The sequence below is a fragment of the Bradyrhizobium sp. TM233 genome (assembly GCF_036247965.1).
Taxonomy (GTDB): Bacteria; Pseudomonadota; Alphaproteobacteria; order Rhizobiales; family Xanthobacteraceae; genus Bradyrhizobium; species Bradyrhizobium ottawaense.
In genome coordinates this window covers 261,966-286,130 of record NZ_BTIG01000001.1, presented here as the reverse complement: position 1 = coordinate 286,130, position 24,165 = coordinate 261,966, and the positions used below count along the sequence as shown (strand labels likewise).

Sequence of the window (24,165 nt, the reverse complement as noted above, 5' to 3'; positions counted from 1 at the left end):
GCAAGGTCATGAGCAAGCAACCCAACACCAACATCCTCTGGTTCCTGCCGACCCACGGCGACGGCCGCTATCTCGGTACGGGCGTCGGCGGCCGCGAGGTCAACTTCAACTATCTGCGCCAGATTGCGCAGGCCGCCGACCAGCTCGGCTATTTCGGCGTGCTGCTGCCGACGGGGCGGTCCTGCGAGGATTCCTGGATCGTCGCCTCCAGCGTCGCGCCGTTCACCGAGCGGCTGCGCTATCTCGTCGCCGTTCGTCCCGGCCTGCAATCGCCAAGTGTCGCCGCGCGCATGACCGCGACGCTCGATCGCGTCACGGGTGGCCGGCTGCTCGTCAACGTCGTCACCGGCGGAGATCCCGTCGAGAACAAGGGCGACGGCGTCTTCCTCGGCCATGACGAACGCTACGAGGTCACCCGCGAGTTCCTGGGCGTCTATAGCGACCTGCTCGCCGGCAAGACGGTCAACGTCGAGGGCAAGCACATCCACGTCGAGGGCGGCAAGCTGCTGTTCCCGCCGGTACAGTCGCCGCGCCCGCCGCTCTATTTCGGCGGCTCCTCGGACGCCGGCATCGACGTCGCCGTCGACACCGTCGACAAATATCTCACCTGGGGCGAGCCGCCGGCCCTGGTCGCCGAGAAGATCGCGAAGGTGAGGGCGGTTGCAGCTGCGCGCGGCCGCAAGCTCTCGTTCGGCATCCGCCTTCATGTCATTGTTCGCGAGACCAATGAGGAAGCCTGGCGCGCCGCCAACGAGCTGATCAGGCATGTCAGCGACGACACCATCGCGCTGGCGCAGAAGAACTTTGCCCGCATGGATTCCGTCGGCCAGCAGCGCATGGCGCAGCTCCATGGCGGCAAGCGCGACAAGCTGGAGATCGCCCCGAACCTCTGGGCCGGCGTCGGCCTCGTGCGTGGCGGTGCCGGCACGGCGCTGGTCGGCGACGCCGAGACCGTCGCGGCCCGCATCAGGGAGTATCAGGAGATCGGCATCGATACTTTCATCATGTCGGGCTATCCGCATCTGGAGGAGGCCTATCGCTTCGCCGAGTTGGTGTTCCCGCTGCTCTCGCTGGAGCAGCTCTCCAACGTGACGAAGCTGCACTTCAACGGCGGTCCGTTCGGCGAGACGGTCGGCAGCGACTTCCGCCCGCAACACAGGGTGTCGCAGTCATGAGCGTGATCGACAGCGTTTCACTCCCGCGCAGCTTCCGTCTGCCGCGGGTCGATGGCCTGATCCAGTGGATCGTGCCGCTCGCCATCATCGCGCTCTGGCAGGTCGCCAGCGTGACGGGCTTCGTGCCGACGCGGGTGCTGCCGGCCCCGAGCGACGTCGTGCTCGCCGGCTGGAAGCTGCTGCTTTCCGGCGAGCTCGTCCGCAACATCTGGGTCTCGTTCTGGCGTGCTTCGATCGGTTTCCTGATCGGCGGTGGCATCGGCTTCGCGTTCGGCCTCGCCAACGGCCTGTCGGAACTTTCGGCGAAGCTGACCGACACCACGTTACAGATGGTGCGCAACGTGCCGCATCTGGCGCTGATCCCGCTCGTCATCCTCTGGTTCGGCATCGACGAGAGCGCGAAGCTGTTCCTGGTGGCGCTGGGCGTGTTCTTCCCGATCTATCTCAACACGCTGCACGGCATCCGCACCGTCGATCCGCAACTGATCGAGATGGGCCGCATCTACGGCATGACCGACGGCGAACTGTTCCGCCGCGTGATCTTTCCGGGCGCGCTGCCGTCGATCTTCGTCGGCATCCGCTTCGCGCTCGGCATCATGTGGCTGACCCTGATCGTCGCCGAGACCATCGCGGCGTCCTCAGGGCTTGGCTACATGGCGATGCAGGCCCGCGAGTTCATGCTGATCGACGTCGTCGTGCTCTCGATCCTGATCTATGCCCTGCTCGGCAAGCTCGCCGACAGCGCCTCCCGCGTGCTGGAGCGGGCGACGCTCTCCTGGCACCCCGCCTTCCAGAAAAATTGAGCAGAGATACTGGGAATCACATGCAGACAGCCGTTCGTACCTCCCTTCCGGAAACCGAGCTCGCCAGCCGCGCCAGCTTTGCGCCTCACGCCCGCGTCGTGCGCGAGGAGCGGCAAGGCGAACGCCAGGTGCAGAGCAGCGGCCTACCGCTCAGCATCCGGGGCCTGCGCAAATCCTTCGGCGACAACGAGGTGCTGCGCGGCATCGATTTGCACATCCCCGCCGGCCAGTTCGTCGCCATCGTGGGCAAGAGCGGCTGCGGCAAGAGCACGCTGCTGCGCTTGATCGCGGGCCTCGACAAGATCGACGCCGGCAGCATCAGCTTCGGCCAAGACTTCCCGCCAAAAGACATCCAGCCCGAGGACATCCGCGTCATGTTCCAGGAGCCGCGGCTGCTGCCCTGGGCCCGCGTGCTCGCCAATGTCGAGGTCGGCCTCGGCCGCGATCGTGCTTCGCAAGATGCCCATGCACGCGCCGAGAAGGCGCTGACCGAGGTCGGGCTTGCCGACAAGCGCGACCAGTGGCCCTCGGTGCTGTCGGGCGGACAGAAGCAGCGCGTCGCGCTCGGCCGTGCGCTGGTCTCGCGTCCGCGTGTGCTGGCATTCGACGAGCCGCTCGGTGCGCTGGATGCGCTGACCCGGATCTCGATGCAGCGCCTTTTGGAGCGTGTCTGGCGCGACCAGGGCTTTACCGCGATTTTGGTGACCCATGACGTCGCCGAAGCCGTGGCGCTGGCCGACCGGGTGCTGGTGATCGAGGAGGGTCGCATCGCCCATGATGTCGTGGTTCACGCGAGCCGGCCGCGCCAGCGCGGCTCGGCCGAGCTTGCGGGTTTGGAAGGCTCGATCCTGAGCCACCTGTTGTCGGCGGACGATCGTACCTAAATACAAGGGAACCCCGCCTCGGGGACCATGCCATGAATGTAGTGCCTCGCGATCTCATGACTGAAATCCCCGTCTCGTCCGCCGATTTCCGCGGCGCCATGCGCCATCTCACCGGCGGCGTCAGCGTCATCACCGCCGGGCGGGGCAAGGACATCACCGGCATGACGGTGACCTCGGTGACCTCGCTGTCGGTCGAGCCGCCGACGCTGCTGGTCAGCATCAACCGCGATGCCTCGTCTTTCCCCTTGATCCGGCGCCACGGCGCTTTCGGCGTGAACATCCTCAACGCCGACCAGCTCGATGTCGCCGAACGCTTTGCCGGCAAGGGCGGGCTGAAGGGCGCCGACCGTTTCAAAGGCGCCAAATGGGTGACGGCGGTCTCGGGCGTTCCGCTGCTCGTCGACGCGCTGTCGGCCTTCGATTGCGAGGTCGAGGAGATCGTGGAGCGACATTCGCACGGCATCGTCATCGGCCGTGTCAGGAACGTCAGGAATTCCACCCGCAACGCGGCGCTGGCCTATTGGCACGGCCAGTATGTGGCGGTCGATCAGGACGAGGACGCCGCCAGGCTTGCGGAAGTAAGCGTCCCCGCGCACGGCCGGCGCGGCCTTTGATCGCGCGGGCAGCCGGCGCGGAAGGCTGGCCTTTTTCCCCTCATCGCTCTAGAAGCGCTTGAGCCTCCCGCCGGGACGGCAACGGAGCGGATCGATGAAGCGCGTCGCGACCTTCGCGTTCTATGCCATCGGCGCGCTGGCGATCGCCTATCTCGCGCTCTACGCCTACGCGATGTTCTCAGGCCAGCCCGTGATCATCCCGGGCGATCCCATCCACATCTTCCGCAAGCCGGACGCGCCGAGTTATTCGTAGACACTCGGGAGGTTTCGTAGGGTGGGCAAAGGCGCACTTGCCGTGCCCACCATCTCGTTCCAATTGCCGTCAAATCGTGGGCACGCTTCCGCCTTCGCTCTACGAGCTTCGGCGGACAAGTCGCTTTGCCCACCCTACGGCACCTGCATTCACCCCCGCAAAATCGCCAGCGCCAGCGCTTGCGCGCGCGGCACGATGCTGTCGATATCGAGATACTCCTCCGGCGTGTGCGCGAGCCCGCCGACCGGGCCGAGGCCGCAGATGGTCGGCGTGCCCACGGCGGCGGTGAAGCCGGAATCGGCGCAGCCGCCGGAGAACTCGCCCTGGAGCGTGGTGAGGCCGGCCTCCCTTGCAGCCGCCTGGTAGTTCTCGAACAGCGCCTTCGAATCCGCGCTCTGCACCACGGGCACGAACTCGCCCTTGATGGTCAGCGTCGCACTCGTGCCCGGCACGTAAGACGTTGCGACGATGGTCTCGATCGCGTCCATCACCCGCGCACGATCCGCCGGATCGACATAGCGCAGGTCGATCTGGCCCTCGGCGGAAGGCGCCGTGGTGTTGACGGACTGCCCGCCCGAGACCAGGCCGACATTGAGCGTGATGCCCTTGTCGAGATCCGTCAGCGCGTGGATATGCACGATCTTGTGCGCGAGCTCGCCGATCGCGCTGACGCCCGCGGCGAAATTGGCGCCGGAATGCGCGGCTTTGCCGGTGATGGCGAGATGCATGAAGATACCGCCCTTGCGCCCCGTGACCACGTTGCCGGTGGGGCGGCCCGGCTCGGAATTGAACACGGCGCGGGCGGTGCGGCCTTCGCGCTCGATCACGGGCCGGGAGGAGGGCGAGCCGATCTCCTCGTCCGAGGTGATCAGCAGCTTGATCGGATGCGGGTTGCCGCCGAACTTGTGGAAGGCGGTCGCGACGAAGATGTTCATGACGACACCGGACTTCATGTCGGCGACGCCAGGCCCATAGGCGCGGCCGTCCTTGATGGTGAACGGACGGCGCCCGGCCTCGCCCTTGCCGAACACGGTGTCGCGATGTCCCATCAACAGCACCGGCTTCTCGTTGCTGCCGGGCTTGGCCACCTCGGCATGGATCGCGTCGCCGAAGGCGTCGTGGCTCTCGCGCCGGCACGGAATGCCGTGCTCGGCAAAATGCCGCTCGAACCGCGCACCGACCGCATCGACGCCCTCCTTGTCGTAGGAGCCGGAATCGATGTTCACGACATCGCGAAGCAGATCGATCATCGCCTGCCGCTGCGATGCCAGCCAGTCCGTGATTTGAGATTGAGACATGTTTACCCTCGTGGTTCTCACGCGGCGTTATAAGGCTTCGCATGCGTGCGACCTAGTCGGAGAACGCGGTGCGGCCATGTCCACCGCTGTCGTCCCCGCGAACGCGGGGACTCATGCCGCGGAATCTATCGACTGAAGGCGATAGAAGTACCGATCGACGAATCTTCGCCAAACCCGTCCCTGGGGTAATGGGTCCTGGCTTTCGCCAGGACGACGGCGGAGGGTGAGGCGGTGGTGTGAGCCCCGCACGCAAAGAAAAATGCCCGGGGCCCCGGACATTCTAACGCTTCGGTTCCGCCATTGCCTCCACACCGCGAAGCTGCGTCGCGACGACCAGCGCACCGATCTTTCGGCCCATGTCCTTGCCGACTTCGGTCGAGAACCGGTAGTGGAAGCCGGCCCAGATGCGCGCATTGGAGACTTCGTCGCTATAGTCCTGGAGCCGCGACCATTTGCGCGTGACCCCTGGCGCCGTCGGGCTGGTCAGTGAGAACTCGCCAAAATCTCCAACGACGGTCTGGAGCACGGTCGAAATCGCGGCCGAGACGATGCAGTGAGCGCAGGGATATTCAGGATGCATCGGCGTGTCCCCAAGCGGCAGCCAGGAGGGATCGCGAGGCGTTGCGGCATTCGAGGTCAGATCGGCATTGCGTATGGCCGTGATCGGGCGCCAGAAATTGTAATGGTACTTGGCGTCGAACACGGCAACGATGGCATCGTTCCCGGCAATCGACGTCAAGGCGAACAGGCGGGCGCAGTCGACGAGATCCATTCCCTTGGCCAAGGCGGCCTGCCTCACGATGGGATTGTAGGTGCGGGCGCCGACAAAGAACCAGAAGCGGCCGATCGTCGTTTGCTCGGGTGTCCGGGTCGGGCTGCCTCTGCCGCCGACCTCGCGGATTTCGTTGACGTCCCTGGTCCAAACCTCTGAATCGAGCGCTGGCGGCGGTCCGGGGCGAAACTGCGATCCGGACGCCATGACCCACGGCGCTGCCGCACCGCTGGTCGAGAAAAGCGGGACGACGGTTGGGACATAGGCGCCCGGTGTGGTCCGGGGCCGGTACGTTTCCACGGCGGCGCTGCCATCGTTCGCGCGAAGCTGGATGATCTGCGCCGCAGCTTCTTTCCCGAGCGCGATGCCGGCGCTCTTGGACTCGCCCTCGGCAATCGGCGTCAGCGCGTTCGTCAGTGTCGCATCCAGGTCCGGCTTGAGGCCCGGATAGATCGACAGCAGCACGTCGTGAGCCGCAACTGCCCCCGCGGCTTCCCGCGAGCTCGAACGCTCCGCGGACAACGAGATCTTGTAAGGCGCGTAGCGGCGGTCGATCGCATTGACGGCCTCGAACATTGCAACGTGCATCATGGACAAGGCGCGGCTGTGCGGCGCCGGAAGAATCTGTTTCTCGGCGGCGATCGCATCGGCTTTGGCGTTCCAGTCCATGATCACGTCAGCGCGCGCAAGCGGTGCCGCGGCCACGATCAGCGTTACAATCAGCGATGAGCGGGAAATCGTCCACGAAAAGCGGTTCATGGCTTGCCCTTTCTGTTGAAGGACGCTCGCAAAGCGGATGGCCGCCCGGGCGGACATCACGCCACGCTATTGGCGAACACTAGCCCTCCCGGCGCATCCTGCTTGTGAACTGCTTCACTCCGCTGGCGGCCGGGTTGGTCCGGGCCGGCACAATAGTCCCGTAGCCCGGATGAGCGAAGCGATATCCGGGAGGTGATTGCGGAGATGGCGCGCAGAATCTCGCTGTGTGCGCAGGTTCCGGGCCTCTCTTGTTGTCCGTCATCCTGAGGTGGCCGCTTCTTCAGCTGCCCTCGAAGGGCGACGGTCGGGCTGTGGCAATTCATCCTTCGAGGCTCCGCACGCGATGCATTCGCATCCTGCGCATCGCACCTCAGGATGACGGAGCAGGTACCAGCGCGCTTGATAAAACAAAATGCCCGGGACTTGGCCCGGGCATTCGGTCGTCAGCTTGTGGCCTACGAGGGATTACGCCCCCATCATCGGCATCCGCGGATACTCGCCCGGCGTTCCCGCGGGGGTGATCGGGATGCCGCCGTCGGAATATTCGTTGAGCTTGTTGCGCAGCGTGCGGATCGAGATGCCCAGGATGTTGGCGGCATGGGTCCGGTTGCCGAGGCAGTGCTTCAGCGTCTCAAGGATAAGGTCGCGCTCGACATCGGCGACGGTGCGCCCCACCAGCGCGCGCGTCACCTGCTCGGCGGCCATCGTGGCATGCGCCACGGCCGGCACGGTTTTCGCGAGGTCGAGGCGGTCGCCGTCCGGGGTGAGGATCGCGTCGGGTCCGATCTCGTCGCCCTGCGCCATCAGCACGGAGCGGTGCATGGTGTTTTCGAGCTCGCGGACGTTGCCCTGCCAGCGGTTGGCCGAGAGCACGCGGCGCGCTTCCGCCGAGATCGGGCGCACCGGCACACCGTTGGCATCGGCGTACTTCTTCACGAAGTGCTGGGCGAGCTCGAGGATGTCGAGAGGACGCTCTCGCAGCGGCGGGATCTTCAGGTTGACGACGTTGAGGCGGAACAGCAGGTCCTCGCGGAACGTGCCTTCGCGCACGGCCTCGGCCAGATTACGGTTCGAGGTCGCGATGATACGGATGTCGACCGGCACCGGCTTGGTGCCGCCGACGCGGTCGATCACGCGCTCCTGGATGGCGCGCAGCAGTTTCGATTGCAGGCGGACGTCCATCTCGGAGATTTCGTCCAGCAGCAGCGTGCCGCCGGTCGCCTCCTCGAACTTGCCGATGCGGCGCGCGATCGCGCCGGTGAAGGCGCCCTTCTCGTGGCCGAACAGCTCGGATTCCAGGAGATGCTCGGGAATAGCGGCGCAGTTGATGGAGATGAAGGGGCGCTTGGCGCGCGCCGAGCGGGTGTGGACGTAACGGGCCAACACTTCCTTGCCCGTTCCGGACTCGCCGGTGATCATCACCGAGGCGTCTGAACCTGCGATCTGCTGGGCGAGCTTGATCACCTTCGCCATCGCCTCGTCGCGATAGACCAGCTCGCGGGAATCGTTGGCGACCGCGGCCAGCACGGCGGCGATCAGCTCGGGGTCGGGCGGCAGCGGGATGTATTCCTTGGCGCCGGCGTGGATCGCGGCGACCGCGGCGCGGGCGTCGTTGGTGATGCCGCAGGCGACGATCGGGGCATGGATGTGCTCGGCCTCGAGCCGCATCACGAGGTCGCGGATGTCGAGCGCGACGTCGACCAGCAGGAGGTCGGCGCCCTTGCCGCCGCGCAGCACGCGCATGGCCTGCTCGTGATCCTCGGCGTGGGTCACGGTGGCGCCGTTGTCCATCGCGATCTTGGTGGCCGTGGTGAGCTGGCCCTTCAATGTGCCAACGATGAGAAGCCGCATGTCAGTCTCCTGTCCGTCTGGTCGCGCGCGCTATCAGCTGCGTTCGGTCTTGATGATTTCGGTCATGGTCACGCCGAGCTTGTCCTCGACCAGGACGACTTCGCCGCGGGCGACCAGCTTGTTGTTGACGTAGATGTCGATGGCCTCGCCGACGCGCCGGTCGAGCTCAAGCACGGTGCCGGGTCCGAGCTTCAACAGCTCGCTGACGTCCATCTTCGAGCGGCCGAGCACGGCCGAGACCTGCACGGGAACGTCGAACACGGCCTCGAGGTCGGCGGCGGCACGCGCCGCGTATTCGTCCTCGTTGTAGCCGACGTCCGTGCCGGTGGCCGGCAACGGGCCGTTGAGATCGGGCAGCGGGACCTGTCCGTCGGTGTCGCTCATGGCTTAGCTCCCCCTGCGGGACGCGACATAGCGTCCGACCATTTCGTCGATCTTGGCCGCGATGGCGCCGCGCTCCAGCACGACACCGCCATCGGCCCATTCGATCCGGCAGTCGCCGGTCGCAATCTCCGGCTCGGCCAGGATCACCAGCCGTCCCTCGAAGCCGCTCTGCTTGGCGAGCCGATCGATCTTCTCGCGTGCGCTGTCGTAGAGCGCGTCGTTGATGCGGACCACCAGATGCGGCGTCGCGACCAGATGGGAGAAGCAGTCCTTGACCAGTGCGACGATCTCGCCGAGCGGCTCGGCGGCGACCAGGTCGGCGCACAGCTTGCGCGCGACCGCCACCGCGACGTCGACCGCCTCGGTTTCCATCTTGGATTCGATGTTGCCGATGCCGGATGCGATACCGCGGATGCCGATGTTGATCTCTTCCATGGCAAGCGCGACGCGGCGGTCGCTCTCGGCCTTGGCTTCCTGCTGGCCGGCCGCAAAGCCGTCCTGATAGGCGCGCGCCTCGGCTTCGGCGACCTTCTGGGCGATCTCCGCAGCGGTCGCGGCCTTCTCGCGCGTCGTCCGCTCGGGCGCCGCGAAGTCGGTATCGAACAGGAATTTTGCCGGAGCGGCCATCAATACACCAGCTCGTCGTCGGCGCGGTTCTTGGTCAGCATGATCTCGCCCTTGGCGGCGAGGTCCTTGGCGAGGTTGACCAGCAGCGCCTGGGCCTCGTCGACGTCGCGCAGCCGGACCGGTCCCATCGCCGCCATGTCGTCCTGGAGCATCTTGGCGGCGCGCGAGGACATGTTGCCGAAGAAGAAGTTGCGGACGTCCTCGTTGGCGCTCTTGAGCGCGACGCCGAGCTTGTCCTTGTCGACGTTGCGCATCAACGTCTGGGCCGAGCCGGAATCCAGCTTCACGAGGTCGTCGAAGGTGAACATCAGCGCCTTGATGCGCTCGGCCGATTCGCGGTTGTCCTCTTCCAGCGAGGTGATGAAGCGGGTTTCGGTCTGGCGGTCGAAATTGTTGAAGATTTCCGCCATCACCTCGTGGGCGTCGCGGCGGCGGGTCTGGGACAGGTTGGACATGAATTCGGTGCGCAGGGTCTTCTCCACGCTCTCGATCACCTCCTTCTGCACCGCCTCCATCTTCAACATGCGATTGACGACGTCGAGCGCAAGCTCCTCGGGGAAGATGCCGAGCACGCGCGCAGCGTGTTCCGGTTTCAGCTTCGAGAGCACCACCGCGATGGTCTGCGGGTATTCGTTCTTCAGATAGTTGGCGAGCACCTCTTCCTGCACGTTGGAGAGCTTCTCCCACATGTTGCGTCCCGCGGGGCCGCGGATCTCGTCCATGATGCCGTTGACCCGCTCGGGCGCCAGATATTGCTGGAGCAGCCGCTCGGTGGCGTCGAAATTGCCCATCAGCGCGCCCGATGCCGACATGCGCGAGACGAATTCGAGCAGCATGTCCTCGACCGTGTCGACCTCGACGGTGCCGAGCGTCGACATCTCCAGCGAGAGCTGGCGCACCTCGTCGTCGTCGAGCAGTCCCCAGATCTTGCCGCCATACTGCTCGCCGAGCGCCAGCATCAGGATCGCGGCGCGCTTCGGCCCCGACACCGCTTCGACCGGCGCGCCCGCGCGGCTGCCGGCACGCTGGCCGAGTGTCGAGATCACGCTGGTGATGTCGTTCGAATTGGCGTTTTGCAGATTGGCGGCCATGTCAGATCACTTCTTGATTCACTGGCTAGGATTGCTTGGCTAGGGATTACTTGGCTGGTTCGGTCAGCCACTGGCGGATGATGGCGACGGTTTCGTTGGGGTTGCGCTCGGCGAGCTCGCCGACGCGATGAACGGACTGAGCGTGGACCTGGCCCTGGATGGTGGCGACGTCGATCGCGCTCGCGGCGCCGCTCGGCAGCAGTGCCTGGCCGGCCGGCGCGCTCTCTTCCGAGGCCGCCGGGCCGCTGAGGACGCCGGAGATGGCGGCTGCGACTTCGTCGGAGGCCAGGATGCGCTTGACCAGCGGGCGGACCACCAGGAACAGCACGATCAGGCCGAGCAGCATCATCACGCCGAGCTCGACGAAGTACATGACGTCGTCCTTGGTGAACTGGAGCATGCCGAGGAAGCCGCCGGGCTCGCCGATCGGGGCCGTGGAGGGCGCATCCGCAAAGCGCAGATTGACGACCTCGACCTGGTCGCCGCGCTTCTGGTCGAAGCCGATCGCCGAGCGCACCAGCGTGGCGATGCGGTCGAGCTGCTCCTTGGTGCGATCCTGATAGGCCAGCTCGCCCTTGTCGTTCTTGGAGTAGATGCCGTCGACCAGCACCGCGACCGAGATGCGGTTGACCCGGCCAGCCTCGGTCACTTCGGTCTTGGTGGTGCGGGAGATCTCGTAATTGTTGGTCTCTTCGGACTTCTTGCTCTGGTCCTTGGCCGCGACGCCGTTGTTCTGCTGGTTGCCGGGCAGCTCGTTGTTGACGGTGACCTGGCCGTTGTTGTCGGCGGTCATGCTCTGCTCTTCGCGGGTCTGGCTCGAGCGCAGCACGCGGCCCTCGGGGTCGAACTTGTCCGAGGTCTGTGTGATCTTGTTGAAGTCGAAATCGGCGGAGAGCTGGACGCGGGCGCGGCCCGAGCCGACCACGGAGGAGACGATGTCCTCGACCTGCTTGCGCATCCGCTTCTCGAAGGAGATGCGGCGCTCGTCGCCGACGGCCTGCTCCGGATCGGTGGCGGCGCCGTCGGCGAGCAGCTGGCCGGCCTCGTCGACGATCGAGACCCGCTGCGGCTTCAGCCCGTTGACGGCGGAGGCGACGAGGTGGCGGATGGCACGGATCTGCTGGGCTTCCAGCGAGCCGCGGACGCGGACCACGATCGAGGCCGACGGCTCCGGTGCCTCGCGCGCAAACAGCGGGCGCTCGGGCAGCACCAGATGGACGCGGGCGGCCTGGATACGGTCGATGGCGCGGATGGTGCGGGCGAGTTCGCCTTCCAGCGCGCGAAGGTGATTGATGTTCTGGACGAAGGAGGTGGTGCCGAGCGCGTCCGACTTGTCGAACACCTCGTAACCGACGCCGCCGCCCTTGGGCAGGCCGCCCTCCGCGAGCTTCATCCGCAGCCGCGTGACCTTGTCCTTGGGCACCATGATGATGCTGCCCTCGTTGCGGATCTCGAACTGGATGCCCTGGCGTTCCAGGTCCTTGATAATGCCGGAGGAATCCTCGACGCTGAGGTCGGTGAACAGCGTCGTCATCTGCGGCGTGGTGACGCGCATGATGACGAACGCGAAAAAGCCGATGAGCGCGGCGGTGACCGCGATCATCGCCCCGAACCGGGCGGCGCCGATACTCTTCAAGAAGTCCGCAAGACCTTGCAAGCAACCGCCCCAACAGATTCGGCCGCTTTCACAGGAAAGGCCGACTGGGCAATTATTGCCTAGGTGATGGTTTCGATATGGTTAACGAAGGTTAAGAGGTCGGACAAAAGTCGCGCAAAGGACGGATATGAAAAAAATCGGCCTCGCAGGGCGAGGCCGATTTTCGTCAAAAGCCGCAGATTTCCGGATCGCCTACTGGCGATATTGCTGGATGCGGGTGGTGCGAAGACCCGCCAGACCATGCTGGTCGATGGAAAACTGCCAGGAGAGGAATTCGTCGACCGTTAGGGTATAACGGCTACAGGCCTCCTCGAGCGAGAGAAGTCCACCACGGACGGCGGCGACGACTTCGGCCTTGCGGCGGATGACCCAGCGTTTGGTGCCGGGTGCAGGCAGATCCGCGATCGTCAACGGACTGCCGTCCGGCCCGATGACGTATTTTACCCTCGGGCGATGGGGTTCTGTCATGGCGTACTCACAAACTCTCAACCACTGAACTCACGCCCGTAACCCTACGCCCGGCGGCTTAAAAATCCGCTAAGCCTAAGGCTTCAATACAATTCTCGTTGAAAATGGCTGGAACGGCGCCGTGTCGGCCGGCGAAACGGTGGAATCCGGGCCGGTCGAGGGGGACTTCGTAAATACTTTACTAACGAATGGAGCCGGAGCGCGGTGTCGCGGAGGCTCCAACTGTCGTCCCGGGGCGCGCGGAGCGCGAGCTATGATGCGCAATTGCGCATTTGAGGACTCATAAGCCCAGGGCGTAGGTTGACGACGATTCGGGGTTACGATTTCACGCGAAAACGACTTGCTGTGGCTATGGATCCCCGCGTCCGCGGGGATGACACTGAATATGTGGCTCGTGGTGCCCGCCCTTAATTGCTGCTGGTCGCGATGATGCTCTTCACCTGGCTCAGGGTGTAGCTGGCGCCGTCGATGGTGAGCAGGGGCGGCGACTGGGTCAGGTCGACCGACGACACGACGCCCTGCACCTGGGCTGCGATGCCGACGTTGTTGTTGGCCACGTCCTTGCCCGTCGCCGAGATCGTGTATTTGCCGTCGGGCCATTGCGTGCCGTCATTGCCCATGCCGTTCCAGGTGAAGGGAATGTCGGTGCCGGCGGCGGCGGTATATTTGCCGGTGAACACGGTCTGGCCGGTGGAATTGGCGACGGTGATGTCGACGGTGGAGTCGGTCGGCACGTTGAGGTGCCAGGTGGCCGACGACTTCGTCATGGTCGCGGTCGAGCCGTCGACCAGGGCGGTCTTGCCGACGAAACCCAGCGCCTGGGTCGCCTGCGTGGTCTGCTGCAGGGTGACGAGCTGGGCCAGCGAATCGTTGGTCTTGAGCTGCTGCTCGACGCCGGCGAACTGCACCAGCTGCTGGGTGAACTGGTTGGTGTCGAGCGGATCGAGCGGGTTCTGGTTCTGCAGCTGCGTGGTCAGCAGCGTCAGGAAGGTCTGGAAGTTGCCGGCAAGCGTCGATCCCGTGGTCGAGCCCAGCGAGCTCGACGAGGAGGATTTGGGGAGGTCGGTCGTCCCGGAGACGACAGCAGGAGCGGCAGCGCCAGTCGTGGTGGTCATGTCGAATACTCCTTTACACTCTGATGTCGACGCCGCTGCTCGGCCCGTACATGCGGCCATAGCCGCGCCCGACGGGTGCGGCAGCAACGGTGTCGTCCTCGCTGATGATCAGCCGGCGGGCATTGCCGCCATTGTCGTTGTCCTGGCCGGAGTTCTGGCCCGATGAATTCTGGTCGCGCAGGCTGAAGGACAGCCCGTTGCTGCCGGACTTGAGGCCGGCATCGTCGAGCGCGCGCTGCAATTGCGGCGCGTCCTGGCGCAGCATCTGCAGCGTCTCCGGCTTCTCCACGGTGAGATGCGAGGTGACGTTGCCGTTGCGGTCGACATTGATGCGGACGTCGATGCGGCCGAGCTCGGCCGGATCGAGGCTGATGTCGAAGCGGGACTTGCCGGAGCGGATGGCGGCCGCGATCTCGATCGGGATGCCGTTGACCGGCACCGCCGTCGCACTGGCCGCGGTCGCGGTCAGCGTCGCGGTCGAAGCGGACGCGGTCGAGGTCGTATTGGTCAGCGGCGCCTGCACGGCGGAAGCGGCCTGCGCGCTGGTGTCGGTCGGAGTGACGGTGGCTTGCGCGCCCGCATGAGCGAGCGTGGTCGGCGTGCCCTGGCTCGCATCGGCGGTGCGGTCCGAGGCTCCGGCCTTGGCCTCGGTCACCGCGCCATCTGCCTGCGGCTTGGCGCCTTGCGGATGGGTGGCGGCGTTGGCGGTCGCAGTGCCCGGCGTTTGCGTCGGGGCGGCGTTCGCCTTGCCGGTGTCCTGGCCGATATTGGAGACGTCGGACTGCCCTTGCGCGGTGGCGACGGCGGCCTGGAACGAGGTCTTCGGTGTGCCCTGATTGACGGGGACCAGCCCGCCGTTGGCCTTGGCGTCGGTCGCGGCCGCGTCCGTTGCCCCGGTCGCGGCATCGGCCAGCGTCGCGGAGGTGTCGGCGTCGACCTTGGCGCCGGCGGTCTTGGCGCTCTTGTCGGCCGGCGTAGCAGTGTCGGTCTTGCCGCCCGCGATCTGCGCCGCGGTCGAAGCGCTGGCGGCGATGCCGGCGGCGGCGATCGCCAGCGGCGAGGCGGTGGCGGCTTGGTCTGCGGCCGCGTTCGGATCGGACGGGACGACCGGCGCGGCAACCACGATCGCGTTCGGATCGGGCACGGCGGGCTGCGCCGCGTCGGCTGGCGCGGTTGCTGCGGCATCGACCGCGGCGGTGAGCGTGTCGGTGCCCTCGGTCTTGTCGTCCTTGGTTTTCTCGGATGTATCAGTCGATTTGGCGTCTGACGCCTCGGACTTGTCCTTGACCTTGCTGGCGTCCTTGGCCGGATCGGTGGTCGTATCGTTCGTCTTGTCGTTCCTGGCAGGCGCGGAGGTGTCGGTGTCGTCGCTCGCCTTGCTGTGGGAGGATTGATCCGTGGACGAGGTGTCGCGCGGGCCCTTGTCCGCGGAGGACGAATCGCTCCGCCGCGGCGCGCTATCCTGGGCCTGCGAGGCCGCATTGGTATTGATCGCCTGGGTGTTGCTGTCGACCAGCGACCCGAAGGAGTCGCTCGCGGACGCCTCCTTGGCGCTCTGCGACCGCGCAGGCTTTTGCTGCGCGCTCGAAACTTGCACGCTGGCCACGACATCTGACGTACGACTGACCACAGGCGACCCCTTGGAAACATCTTCGGCATCAGGGGAGCAAGGAGCGGGCCAGCGCCGGCTTTCGTAAGTTTATATATAAAAATCAATAGTTTATAAGTTGATGGCCATTGCCGCGGGGACGGCCGCGACCCCGCCATTTCTGCCTCCCCGGCAAGAATTGCCCTAAGCTGGCCGCCCCCGTGATTGCTTCACCGGAATGCCGCCTATATTAAAGAGGTTGCTCTCAGCCGCTTTCGACCGGGCAGTCGTGCCTTGCGGGAACTAAAGTTCCCGGGGATCGACGGCGTCCCGCGAGAAGCATGAAATCGCGGATCGCCGCACGCCGCCGTCACAACCCTCAAAGGCCCATGCTCAACAGTCTGGATCTCGAAGGCCGTCCTGAGGACACCAGGGTCGTCGTCGCCATGTCGGGCGGCGTCGATTCCTCGACGACGGCTGCGCTTCTGAAGGCGGAAGGCTACGACGTCGTCGGCATCACGCTGCAGCTCTACGACCATGGCGCGGCGACCCACCGCAAGGGCGCCTGCTGCGCCGGCCAGGACATCCACGACGCCCGCGACGTCGCGGCAAAACTCGGCATTCCCCATTACGTGCTCGACTACGAGGATCGTTTTCGCGAATCCGTCATCGACAATTTCGCCGACAGCTACGCGCTCGGCGAGACGCCGGTGCCGTGCATCGAGTGCAACCGCAGCGTCAAATTCCGCGATCTCCTCAAGACCGCGCGCGAGCTCGGCGCGCAGGCGCTCGCCACCGGCCATTACGTCGCCTCGCGCCGCCGCGAGGACGGTTCGCGCGCGCTGGTCTGCGCGGCCGATTCCGACCGCGACCAGAGCTATTTCCTGTTCGCGACGACGCAGGAACAGCTCGACTTCCTGCGCTTCCCGCTCGGCGACATGACCAAGCCCGAGACGCGCGAGCTCGCGCGCCGCTTTGGCCTGTCCGTTGCCGACAAGCACGACAGCCAGGACATCTGCTTCGTGCCGACGGGGCGCTACACCGACATCATCACGCGCCTGCGTCCCAACGCGATGGACCCCGGCGACATCGTCGATCTCTCGGGACGCGTGCTCGGCCAGCACAACGGCATCGCCAATTTCACCGTCGGCCAGCGCCGCGGCCTCGGCATCGCGGCTCACGCGCCGCTGTTCGTGGTGCGGCTGGAGGCCGCCACCCGCCGCGTCGTCGTCGGCCCGCGCGAGGCCCTGAAGATGCACCGCATCTCCTTGCGCGACGTCAACTGGATCGGCGGCGGCGACATCGACCGCGCCATCGGCGCCGGCCTCGAATTATTCGTGCGCGTGCGCTCGACGCGCGCGCCGCAACCCGCATGGCTGCGCGGCGCGAACGGCCATTATGAGGTCGAGCTCGTCGGCGGCGAGGAGGGCGTCTCGCCCGGCCAGGCCTGCGTGTTCTACGACGCGCCCAGTGGGCAGGCGCGCGTGCTCGGCGGCGGCTTCATTCAAAGCGCTGCCGCGAAAGTCGCGACAGGCACGGCGAGGCCGCTTGTCGAAGCGGTGCGCGGTTAAGAGAATTCAGGGCAGGGGCATGGCAGCAGACATCTCGCGGGCCGGGGTCGAGAAGGCCTATGGCCGCTGGGCGCCGGTCTATGATCTCGTGTTCGGCAAGGTGTTCGACGCCGGAAGGCAGTCGACCATCGCGGAGGCCGACCGCATCGGCGGCCGCATCCTCGACGTCGGCGTCGGCACCGGCCTGTCGCTGTCCGATTATTCGCGCACCACGAAAATCTGCGGCGTCGACATCTCCGAGCCGATGCTGCGCAAGGCGCAGGCGCGCGTGCGTGCGCTTCGGCTCTCCAATGTCGAAGTGCTCTCGGTGATGGATGCGAAAAACCTCGCCTTCCCCGAAAACTTCTTCGACGCGGTGGTGGCGCAATACGTCATCACCGCCGTGCCCGATCCCGAAGGCACGCTCGACGAGTTCGTGCGCGTGCTCAAGCCCGGCGGCGAGCTGATCCTGGTCAACCACATCGGCGCCGAGACCGGCCCGCGCAAACTGTTCGAGCTCGCCTTCGCCCCCATCGCCCGCCGCCTCGGCTGGCGCCCGGAATTCCCGTGGGCCCGCCTCGAGGGCTGGGCCGCAAAACACGGCGGCGTCACGCTCGCCGAGCGCAGGCCCATGCCGCCGATGGGGCACTTCTCGCTGATCCGCTACCACAAATCGTGATCGTGCCGAGGGAACACGCGCCGTGATCGGCGCGTTTTGCTCCCATGCGCACGACATCAAACATCATTCTGGCCAGCCTCGTGATCGCCACCTCCGGGCCAGCGATCGCGCAGGCCCCGCCGCTACCTGCGACGCCGCCGCAAGCGACCGCGCCGCCATCCCCGCAACATGCCGCCAACTGCATGCCGCAGGACCGGCCCAATCGCCAGGCCGATGGCACCACCACCGGCCAGTCCCGGGAACCGCTCGGCGACAAGCTGGCAAAATCCGACGGCGTGCTCTGCCCGCCCGCGGGCGTCGACCCCGAGATGCACGCCCCGGCCCCGGACACGGGCGGCAACACCCCGGTGATCCCGCCCCCCGGCAGCCCCGGCGGCGACCCCAATGTGAGGCCGAAATAGGCCGGTTTCCCGATCCCAATCTCCGTCGGGGCCGGGACAAGCCGGCCATGGCGGATTTCACGACAAAGCGGTCGATTCCCACGCTGAATTCACCCCCGCCAATCGACCGACCTTTGCTTGACTTCCCGCCGCCCCCTTCTTTATATGCCGCGCGTTCGCGAGATCGGCCGTAGCCGCCGTTCGCGGGCCCTGTGGCGGGGTAGCTCAGCTGGTTAGAGCACGGGAATCATAATCCTGGGGTCGGGGGTTCGAGTCCCTCTCCCGCTACCATCTTTCCCCACACTCCCGTGGCCCGATTGGGGTAGGCGGATTCGCCAAGCAGCGCATTTGGCCGGCCGGCTATCTCCGCCGCTACTCTACCTGGTCTGGTTGAATCCCGGCACACCGTGACCCTATCGACAAGGTCTCGGATGGCTTCTGCGGCATCCAACGGCCGTCGACCGAGGTCCGAGAAGGGAGGGATCGCCATGACCTTTCGTGATCGCATCCACCGGCTGTTCGATTTCCCTGTTCGATTGACCGAGCTGCTGCTCAAGGCGCTGCCGTCTTGCACGTGATGTTGCTGCGAGGCGCCTCCGTTCCCTGGATAGCCGACCAGCACCGTGTCAACGACGCCCTCGTGAACGGCCCGGATCCCGATCCCGAGAAAAGATAGCTCTCATCGATGCCTGCGAGATCGTCCACGTCGCGATAAAGGCAATCGAGCGCTTCGACGATCACGACGTCGAAGAATCTCTCCCGCGCCCGGGTCCAACATTCGCAGAAGGCCTTCGCGTCATATGACCGAGCCACCAGAGCGAGCTCGATCTTCATCGGTGCGGATAACAGTCAAGCCTTCGCGCTCATCGGGCACGTAGACCAATGCGTGGATCGGTTTGGCCGTCCGGTTGAGCTCCTTGCGCGACAAGCGATGCGCAGCAAAGTCGAGCTGCCATCCTGTTTGCCGCACTTAGCTTGACCATCGATCCTTCCGAGAGTGGAGGACTTTTAGATGATGCTGATCCATGCTTGGTAGTATCGGGCTGTTTCCGCACGGATGAACCAATACCTCTGCGCTGCACCGCAGCAGGTTGTTGGCGCGCTTCCAGTCGTCGCTGATGGCGCCGCGACACCAATCCCCTGGCACAAAAAATGCTGAGGCTGAGTCGATGGCGCACCGAAGTTCGCCGCGGGGAGACGGAGGAAATGATGAGAGCCCAGGTATTGCGAGCCTATGACGAGAAGCTTTCCGGCGACCAGTGGGTCGGGGAAGAGAAAGTGCCTGATCCGAAGCTGACGAAATCGACGGACGTCATCGTCCGCATCGGCGGAGCCGGCGTATGCAGAACCGATCTCCATATCATCGAGGGCGTGTGGAAGCCGCATATGGATCCGACCGGCGACAAGCTGCTTCCGCTCATCATGGGACACGAGAATGCAGGGTGGGTCGAAGAGGTCGGCAAGGAAGTCGAGGGATTGAAGAAGGGTGATCCCGTGATCGTCCACCCGAAGATCACCGGCGGAACGTGTCTCGCCTGTCGCCGCGGCTTCGACATGCATGGTCCTGGTACATTTCCAGGCCTCGACTGCAACGGCGGATATGCGGAATTCCTCTGCACCTCGGAGCGCAACATTGTCCCGTTGCCGCGGACGCTCGCGCCGAAGGAAGTCGCTCCATACGCGGACGCCGGCCTCACCGCGTATCGCGCCGCCAAGAAAGCCACGCGTCACCTTCTGCCAGGCGAGTTTTGCGTTGTCATCGGTGCGGGCGGCCTGGGCCACATCGGAATCCAGTGCCTCAAAGCGATGTGTGCGGCCGACATCATCGTCGTCGACAAGTCCGAAGCATCGCTGAAACTGGCCGAGAAATCGGGCGCCGATCACCTCGTGAAGGCCGACGGCAACGAAGTGGAAGCCGTTCTAAGCCTGACCGCTGGAACCGGTGCGGAAGCGGTGATCGATTTCGTCGGCGAGAAGGGCACGACCTCGAAGGGCCTGGCAATGACACGCCCGATGGGCAGCTACTACGTCGTTGGTTACGGCGAGGACATCCGGGTGCCGACCGTCGACATGGTGATCACCGAGAAGAACATCATCGGAAATCTGGTCGGCACGTGGGCCGAACTGACCGAGTTGATGGCCCTTGCGGACCGAGGTCTGGTTGAACTCGCGACGGCGGAGTATCGCCTTGCGGATGCCAACAGGGCCTTGCACGATCTCAATGCCGGGAAAATTCATGGACGGGCTGTCTTGATCCCTTGAACCGTAACTGCGTCATCCATCGCGAGCATGCATTTCCTCGCGATGGATCGAGCGACCGTCCATCGTCATGCCCGCTCGGACTCTTCGGACGTCGTCACCGAAGCCCCCTGGAATTCGATCGGGATCTTCTGCAGGCCGCGCGCTGCAGCAGTTCAACCGGATCGGTTTCACACAAGTTCATATCGCAGTGCGAACACCGCAAGGTGGAGGAATGGTCTGATTCCCCGAGTCTCATTGCGCGCCGTCGTCTCAATTTGCATCGCTATCGGTCTCAGATCGATAAGGTCGCTTAGGAACGCCGCATGAGGTTCATCCTCGTCAATGGCAGAACACCGTGGCTGAAGACGTTCTGCATGTCTTGCTGTGAGCCGATTCACGCACGCTACCTGAGAGAATTCAGTACCGGGCTCCCTTTCTGCGATCATGATTGCTACGCCCGGTACACCGAGCTCTGGATCGAGAACGTTCGGCAATCAAAGCGGTCGGCCGGCTTCGACGACTATCGCTAGTCCGAGTGGGCGGGCAACGAAACAGTCTCGGCATGCGTGGTCTTCAACGCGAAAGAAGCCTGTCGCATCGGGCGGAACCGCGCTCGATCCCGAAAGCGCCAAAACCTTTGCCTGGGGGCGACACTGCTGCGGCGCAAACATTGCGCTGCAAAGTGACGGTCTTCGCGTTGCGCCGATTCTCATTCTGCAACTCTTGTCGCAGTTTGCATTTCCGCAGGTCGCGAGCTGCAAAGCCGTGACGTCGTTGTCAGCGCCGATCCTTGCTTCCGGCAGCCGGAAATCGATCCGGCGAGACGAGTGTGCGCTGGCACGGCCATTGCAAAGCTGTTTGGCACAACAACGCTGACTGCTCCGTCCGGGGCGAGCCGCGACAAGAACGAGGGAAGGGGATGTCAAGCTGAGGGCGAACCTCGCATGGGGGTGACGCAATTGCGATCGGAAGACGGCTGGGTCCGAAGATCGCTCCTGATCATCCCTGAGGCGTTCCACAGTCATCCTGAGACCCTTGCCGATATCAAACGTCCGGCCGTGCAAACGGTCGCGAGGTGGCCCGTAACGCACGGGTAAGCACTGCCCGGTCCGCGAAGGTCCAGGCAGGCGGAATATCGATGTGGTTTCTGACCCGATCAGGAGGAAAGACGAGATGTCTGGAACGCTAACGCTCAACAAGATCACCGCCCAGCGCGGCATTTCCGTCGGTGAGGCTGCAAAGAAGATTGCAGATCTCGGCTGGAATCCGTCCTACGTCCAGGAAGCGATGACCTTCCCCACCGACTACAAGATCACGAAGGCGCCGAAGGATCCGATGAAGCAGGTCCTTCGCTCCTATTTCCCGATGCAGGAGGAAAAGGACAACCGCGTCTACGGCGCGCTCGATGCCGCGCTGCGCGGCGACATGTTCCGCAACGTCGAGCCGCGTTGGGTCGAGTGGATGAAGCTGTTCCTTGCGATCATCCCGTTCCCGGAAATCTCGGCGGCACGTTCCATGGCGATGGTCGGGCGCCTTGCACCCGGCGAAGATCTCCGCACCGGCTTCACCATGCAGATGGTCGACGAGTTCCGGCACTCGACCATCCAGATGAACCTGAAGAAATGGTACATGGAGAACTACATCGACCCGGCCGGCTTCGACATCACGGAGGAGGCGTTCGGCAAGTGCTACGCCACCACCATCGGTCGCCAGTTCGGTGAAGGCTTCATCACGGGTGACGCCATCACGTCGGCGAACGTCTACCTGACCGTCGTCGCCGAGACGGCGTTCACCAACACGCTGTTCGTCGCGATGCCGTCGGAGGCGGCGCGCAACGGCGACTATGCGCTGCCAACGGTTTTCCTCTCGGTTCAGTCGGACGAGAGCCGCCACATCGGCAACGGCCACTCGATGCTGATGTCGATGCTGAAGGAGCCGGAGAATCACCTGCTGCTCGAGCGCGACATGCGCTATGCCTTCTGGCAGAACCACGCCATCGTCGACGCGGCGATCGGGACGTTCATCGAGTACGGCACCACCAACCGCGACAAGAACAAGGAGTCCTATGCGGAGATGTGGCACCGCTGGATCTTCGAGGACTATTATCGCACCTATATGCTGCCGCTCGAGAAGTACGGCATCAAGATCCATCATGACGACGTGCAGACCGCCTGGAAGCGGCTGACCGAGAAGCACTACGTCCACAAGGTCGCCCAGTTCTTCGCGGTCGGCTGGTCGGCGAATTTCTGGCGCATCGAAGCCCAGACCGACAAGGACTTCGAGTGGTTCGAGCACAAATATCCGGGCTGGTATGCGCAGTTCGGCGAATTCTGGAAGTGGTACGAGAAGCTGTCGCATCGCGGTCAGACCAACATTCTCTTCAACGGCGATGTTGGCTACGTCTATCCGCATCGCTGCTGGTCGTGCCTCGTGCCCTGCCTCATCCGCGAGGACATGGTCACCGACGAGATCGACGGCAAGCTGCACACCTTCGCCCATGAGCTCGATCGCTGGACGGCCGTCGAAGCCTTCGCCGGCGAGTACCAGGGGCGTCCGACCCCGGCGATGGGCCGGTTCAGCGGCCGTCGCGAGTGGGAAAGTGTGTACCACAATGTCGATATCGCCGACGCCATCAAGGATCTCGGCTTCGTCCGCACGGATGGCAAGACCCTGGTCGCGCAGCCGCACCTCCGCTTCGACCAGAAGGAAATGTGGACGCTCGACGATGTCCGCGGCCACATCCTCAAGAGCCCGCTGCAGACGCTGCGGGAGATGAGCCCGGGCGACCGGGAGAAGCATCTCGCCGACTATCGCAAGGGATTCACCATCAATCCCTGCAACTAGGTGAAACGGAAGGGGCCGGCTTCAGCCGGCTCCTTCCCGATCGCTCCCCGGAAGATATGAATGCGTTCGTTTGAGGAGGCCCCTATGGGCGCGCCCGCCAATGTCGTTCGCCTGCAACCGGTAGGCATAGAGTTCGAGGTCGAGGAGAACGAAACTGTTCTCGACGCCGCGTTTCGCCAAGGGATCGCGCTGCCGCATGGTTGCAAGGAAGGGCAGTGCTCGGCGTGCAAATGCGTCCTCACCGGGGGCGACGTGGAGCTGAAGAAATACTCGACGTTTGCCCTCAACGAGATGGAGCGAGGCCAGGACTACATCCTGCTCTGTCGGACCTTGGCGTACTCGGATCTCGAGGTGGAACTCCTCAACTATGACGAGGAAGTGCTGTCGAAATCGATCCCCGTCAAGGATTTCACGGGCACCGTTACCAGCGTCTCTGCGCTGACCCATGACATCCGCCGCCTCGAAATCACACTGGAGCAACCTCTGAAGTTCTGGGCGGGTCAATATGTCGACATCACGCTCCCGGGACCAGAGACGATTACGCGCTCGTTTTCCATGGCAAATTCGCCGGGCGAAAGCCAAAAACTCGCGTTCATCATCAAGAAGTACCCCAACGGGCGTTTCTCCTCACGACTCGACGGAGATCTCGCCGTCGGAACCGAAGTTGGAATCAAAGGACCCTACGGGACCTGCTTCCGACGAGAAAACAAAACCGGAGCCATGATCCTGGTCGGCGGCGGATCCGGAATGTCGCCGCTGTGGTCCATCCTGCATGATCACATCAGCTCCGGGGAAGTTCGTCCGGTGCGCTTCTTCTACGGAGCCAGGACGCAGAACGATCTCTTCTATCTCGACCATTTCGCGGAGCTCGCCGCCAGGCATCCGGAGTTCACCTTCGTCCCGGTTCTCTCCCATGCGGCCGACGACACGGCCTGGGGCGGAGCAAAGGGCTTCGTGCATGAGGCAGTCGGAGAGCACCTTCGCGGTGCGGACTATGGCGAAGACGTCGACGTCTATGCCTGCGGACCATCGCCAATGATCGAGGCGCTGACGCCAGTGTTGCAGATGAGCGATGTCGAGTCGGACCGCATCTTCTTCGACAAGTTCACGCCGGCGAACAACTAAGACGCCT

Annotated in this window: 21 protein-coding genes and 1 tRNA gene; 12 read left to right on the top strand and 10 right to left on the bottom strand. The window is 64.6% G+C overall.

The genetic code is table 11. From position 1 onward, the window contains the following. Positions 1 to 8: 8 nt before the first annotated feature. The 5 genes from ssuD (at position 9) to AABA86_RS01340 (ending at position 3,729) form a co-directional block, all read left to right on the top strand. Positions 9 to 1,175, top strand: coding sequence for an FMNH2-dependent alkanesulfonate monooxygenase (gene ssuD / locus AABA86_RS01360; RefSeq protein ID WP_338305494.1), 1,167 nt, complete (start codon positions 9 to 11; stop codon positions 1,173 to 1,175). Further along, positions 1,172 to 1,978: an ABC transporter permease subunit gene (locus tag AABA86_RS01355; RefSeq protein WP_212248820.1), complete on the top strand. Its 807-nt coding sequence runs from the start codon at positions 1,172 to 1,174 to the stop codon at positions 1,976 to 1,978. The genes ssuD and AABA86_RS01355 overlap by 4 nt, the downstream gene beginning before the upstream one ends. 20 nt (positions 1,979 to 1,998) lie before the next feature. Then, positions 1,999 to 2,862 (top strand): ATP-binding cassette domain-containing protein, encoded by an 864-nt coding sequence (locus tag AABA86_RS01350; RefSeq protein WP_338305492.1) that lies wholly within the window; start codon positions 1,999 to 2,001, stop codon positions 2,860 to 2,862. 32 nt (positions 2,863 to 2,894) lie between these two features. Next, positions 2,895 to 3,476 (top strand): flavin reductase family protein, encoded by a 582-nt coding sequence (locus AABA86_RS01345; protein ID WP_338305490.1) that lies wholly within the window; start codon positions 2,895 to 2,897, stop codon positions 3,474 to 3,476. A 94-nt stretch (positions 3,477 to 3,570) separates the two neighbouring features. Continuing rightward, the gene (locus AABA86_RS01340; RefSeq protein ID WP_212248823.1) at positions 3,571 to 3,729 is read left to right on the top strand and encodes a hypothetical protein; all 159 of its coding nucleotides are present in this window, start codon (positions 3,571 to 3,573) and stop codon (positions 3,727 to 3,729) included. A gap of 149 nt (positions 3,730 to 3,878) precedes the next feature. Here AABA86_RS01340 and AABA86_RS01335 read toward each other — a convergent pair whose 3' ends face one another. The 10 genes from AABA86_RS01335 to AABA86_RS01290 form a co-directional block, all read right to left on the bottom strand. Continuing rightward, positions 3,879 to 5,027, bottom strand: coding sequence for a M20 family metallopeptidase (locus AABA86_RS01335; RefSeq protein ID WP_338305489.1), 1,149 nt, complete (start codon positions 5,025 to 5,027; stop codon positions 3,879 to 3,881). A 280-nt stretch (positions 5,028 to 5,307) separates the two neighbouring features. Next, positions 5,308 to 6,558 (bottom strand): vanadium-dependent haloperoxidase, encoded by a 1,251-nt coding sequence (locus tag AABA86_RS01330; protein ID WP_338305488.1) that lies wholly within the window; start codon positions 6,556 to 6,558, stop codon positions 5,308 to 5,310. A gap of 465 nt (positions 6,559 to 7,023) precedes the next feature. Then, positions 7,024 to 8,409, bottom strand: coding sequence for a sigma-54-dependent transcriptional regulator FlbD (gene flbD / locus AABA86_RS01325; RefSeq protein WP_212248826.1), 1,386 nt, complete (start codon positions 8,407 to 8,409; stop codon positions 7,024 to 7,026). Between the two features lie 33 nt (positions 8,410 to 8,442). Next, positions 8,443 to 8,793: a flagellar motor switch protein FliN gene (gene fliN / locus AABA86_RS01320; protein ID WP_212248827.1), complete on the bottom strand. Its 351-nt coding sequence runs from the start codon at positions 8,791 to 8,793 to the stop codon at positions 8,443 to 8,445. Positions 8,794 to 8,796: 3 nt separating this feature from the next. Next, positions 8,797 to 9,420: a FliH/SctL family protein gene (locus tag AABA86_RS01315; RefSeq protein ID WP_212248828.1), complete on the bottom strand. Its 624-nt coding sequence runs from the start codon at positions 9,418 to 9,420 to the stop codon at positions 8,797 to 8,799. Further along, positions 9,420 to 10,511 (bottom strand): flagellar motor switch protein FliG, encoded by a 1,092-nt coding sequence (fliG, locus tag AABA86_RS01310; RefSeq protein ID WP_212248829.1) that lies wholly within the window; start codon positions 10,509 to 10,511, stop codon positions 9,420 to 9,422. Before fliG ends, AABA86_RS01315 begins: the two co-directional genes overlap by 1 nt. Before the next feature lie 46 nt (positions 10,512 to 10,557). After that, complete coding sequence (gene fliF, locus AABA86_RS01305; RefSeq protein ID WP_212248830.1) at positions 10,558 to 12,168, bottom strand: flagellar basal-body MS-ring/collar protein FliF; 1,611 nt, start codon at positions 12,166 to 12,168, stop codon at positions 10,558 to 10,560. 192 nt (positions 12,169 to 12,360) lie between these two features. Next, positions 12,361 to 12,636 (bottom strand): CtrA inhibitor SciP, encoded by a 276-nt coding sequence (gene sciP, locus AABA86_RS01300; protein ID WP_002714638.1) that lies wholly within the window; start codon positions 12,634 to 12,636, stop codon positions 12,361 to 12,363. 407 nt (positions 12,637 to 13,043) lie between these two features. Then, positions 13,044 to 13,751 (bottom strand): flagellar hook assembly protein FlgD, encoded by a 708-nt coding sequence (locus AABA86_RS01295; RefSeq protein ID WP_338305487.1) that lies wholly within the window; start codon positions 13,749 to 13,751, stop codon positions 13,044 to 13,046. A gap of 13 nt (positions 13,752 to 13,764) precedes the next feature. Beyond that, entirely contained in the window at positions 13,765 to 15,381 is a 1,617-nt protein-coding gene (locus tag AABA86_RS01290; protein ID WP_338305485.1) for a flagellar hook-length control protein FliK, read from the bottom strand. Positions 15,382 to 15,728: 347 nt separating this feature from the next. On the opposite strand from AABA86_RS01290, the gene mnmA reads away from it, so the two are divergent. The 7 genes from mnmA (at position 15,729) to AABA86_RS01255 (ending at position 24,158) form a co-directional block, all read left to right on the top strand. Further along, on the top strand, positions 15,729 to 16,910 hold the full coding sequence (mnmA, locus tag AABA86_RS01285; RefSeq protein ID WP_338305484.1) for a tRNA 2-thiouridine(34) synthase MnmA: 1,182 nt from the start codon (positions 15,729 to 15,731) through the stop codon (positions 16,908 to 16,910). A gap of 19 nt (positions 16,911 to 16,929) precedes the next feature. Next, the gene (locus AABA86_RS01280) at positions 16,930 to 17,568 is read left to right on the top strand and encodes a class I SAM-dependent methyltransferase (protein ID WP_338305483.1); all 639 of its coding nucleotides are present in this window, start codon (positions 16,930 to 16,932) and stop codon (positions 17,566 to 17,568) included. A 44-nt stretch (positions 17,569 to 17,612) separates the two neighbouring features. Beyond that, the gene (locus AABA86_RS01275; RefSeq protein ID WP_338305482.1) at positions 17,613 to 17,969 is read left to right on the top strand and encodes a hypothetical protein; all 357 of its coding nucleotides are present in this window, start codon (positions 17,613 to 17,615) and stop codon (positions 17,967 to 17,969) included. Positions 17,970 to 18,162: 193 nt separating this feature from the next. Continuing rightward, positions 18,163 to 18,239 (top strand) — tRNA-Met (locus AABA86_RS01270). A 918-nt stretch (positions 18,240 to 19,157) separates the two neighbouring features. After that, positions 19,158 to 20,210, top strand: a complete 1,053-nt coding sequence (locus AABA86_RS01265) for an NAD(P)-dependent alcohol dehydrogenase (RefSeq protein ID WP_338306132.1) — start codon at positions 19,158 to 19,160, stop codon at positions 20,208 to 20,210. A gap of 1,152 nt (positions 20,211 to 21,362) precedes the next feature. Continuing rightward, complete coding sequence (locus tag AABA86_RS01260; protein WP_212248837.1) at positions 21,363 to 23,033, top strand: aromatic/alkene/methane monooxygenase hydroxylase/oxygenase subunit alpha; 1,671 nt, start codon at positions 21,363 to 21,365, stop codon at positions 23,031 to 23,033. Positions 23,034 to 23,117: 84 nt separating this feature from the next. Then, positions 23,118 to 24,158: a 2Fe-2S iron-sulfur cluster-binding protein gene (locus AABA86_RS01255; RefSeq protein ID WP_338305481.1), complete on the top strand. Its 1,041-nt coding sequence runs from the start codon at positions 23,118 to 23,120 to the stop codon at positions 24,156 to 24,158. Positions 24,159 to 24,165: the final 7 nt, after the last annotated feature.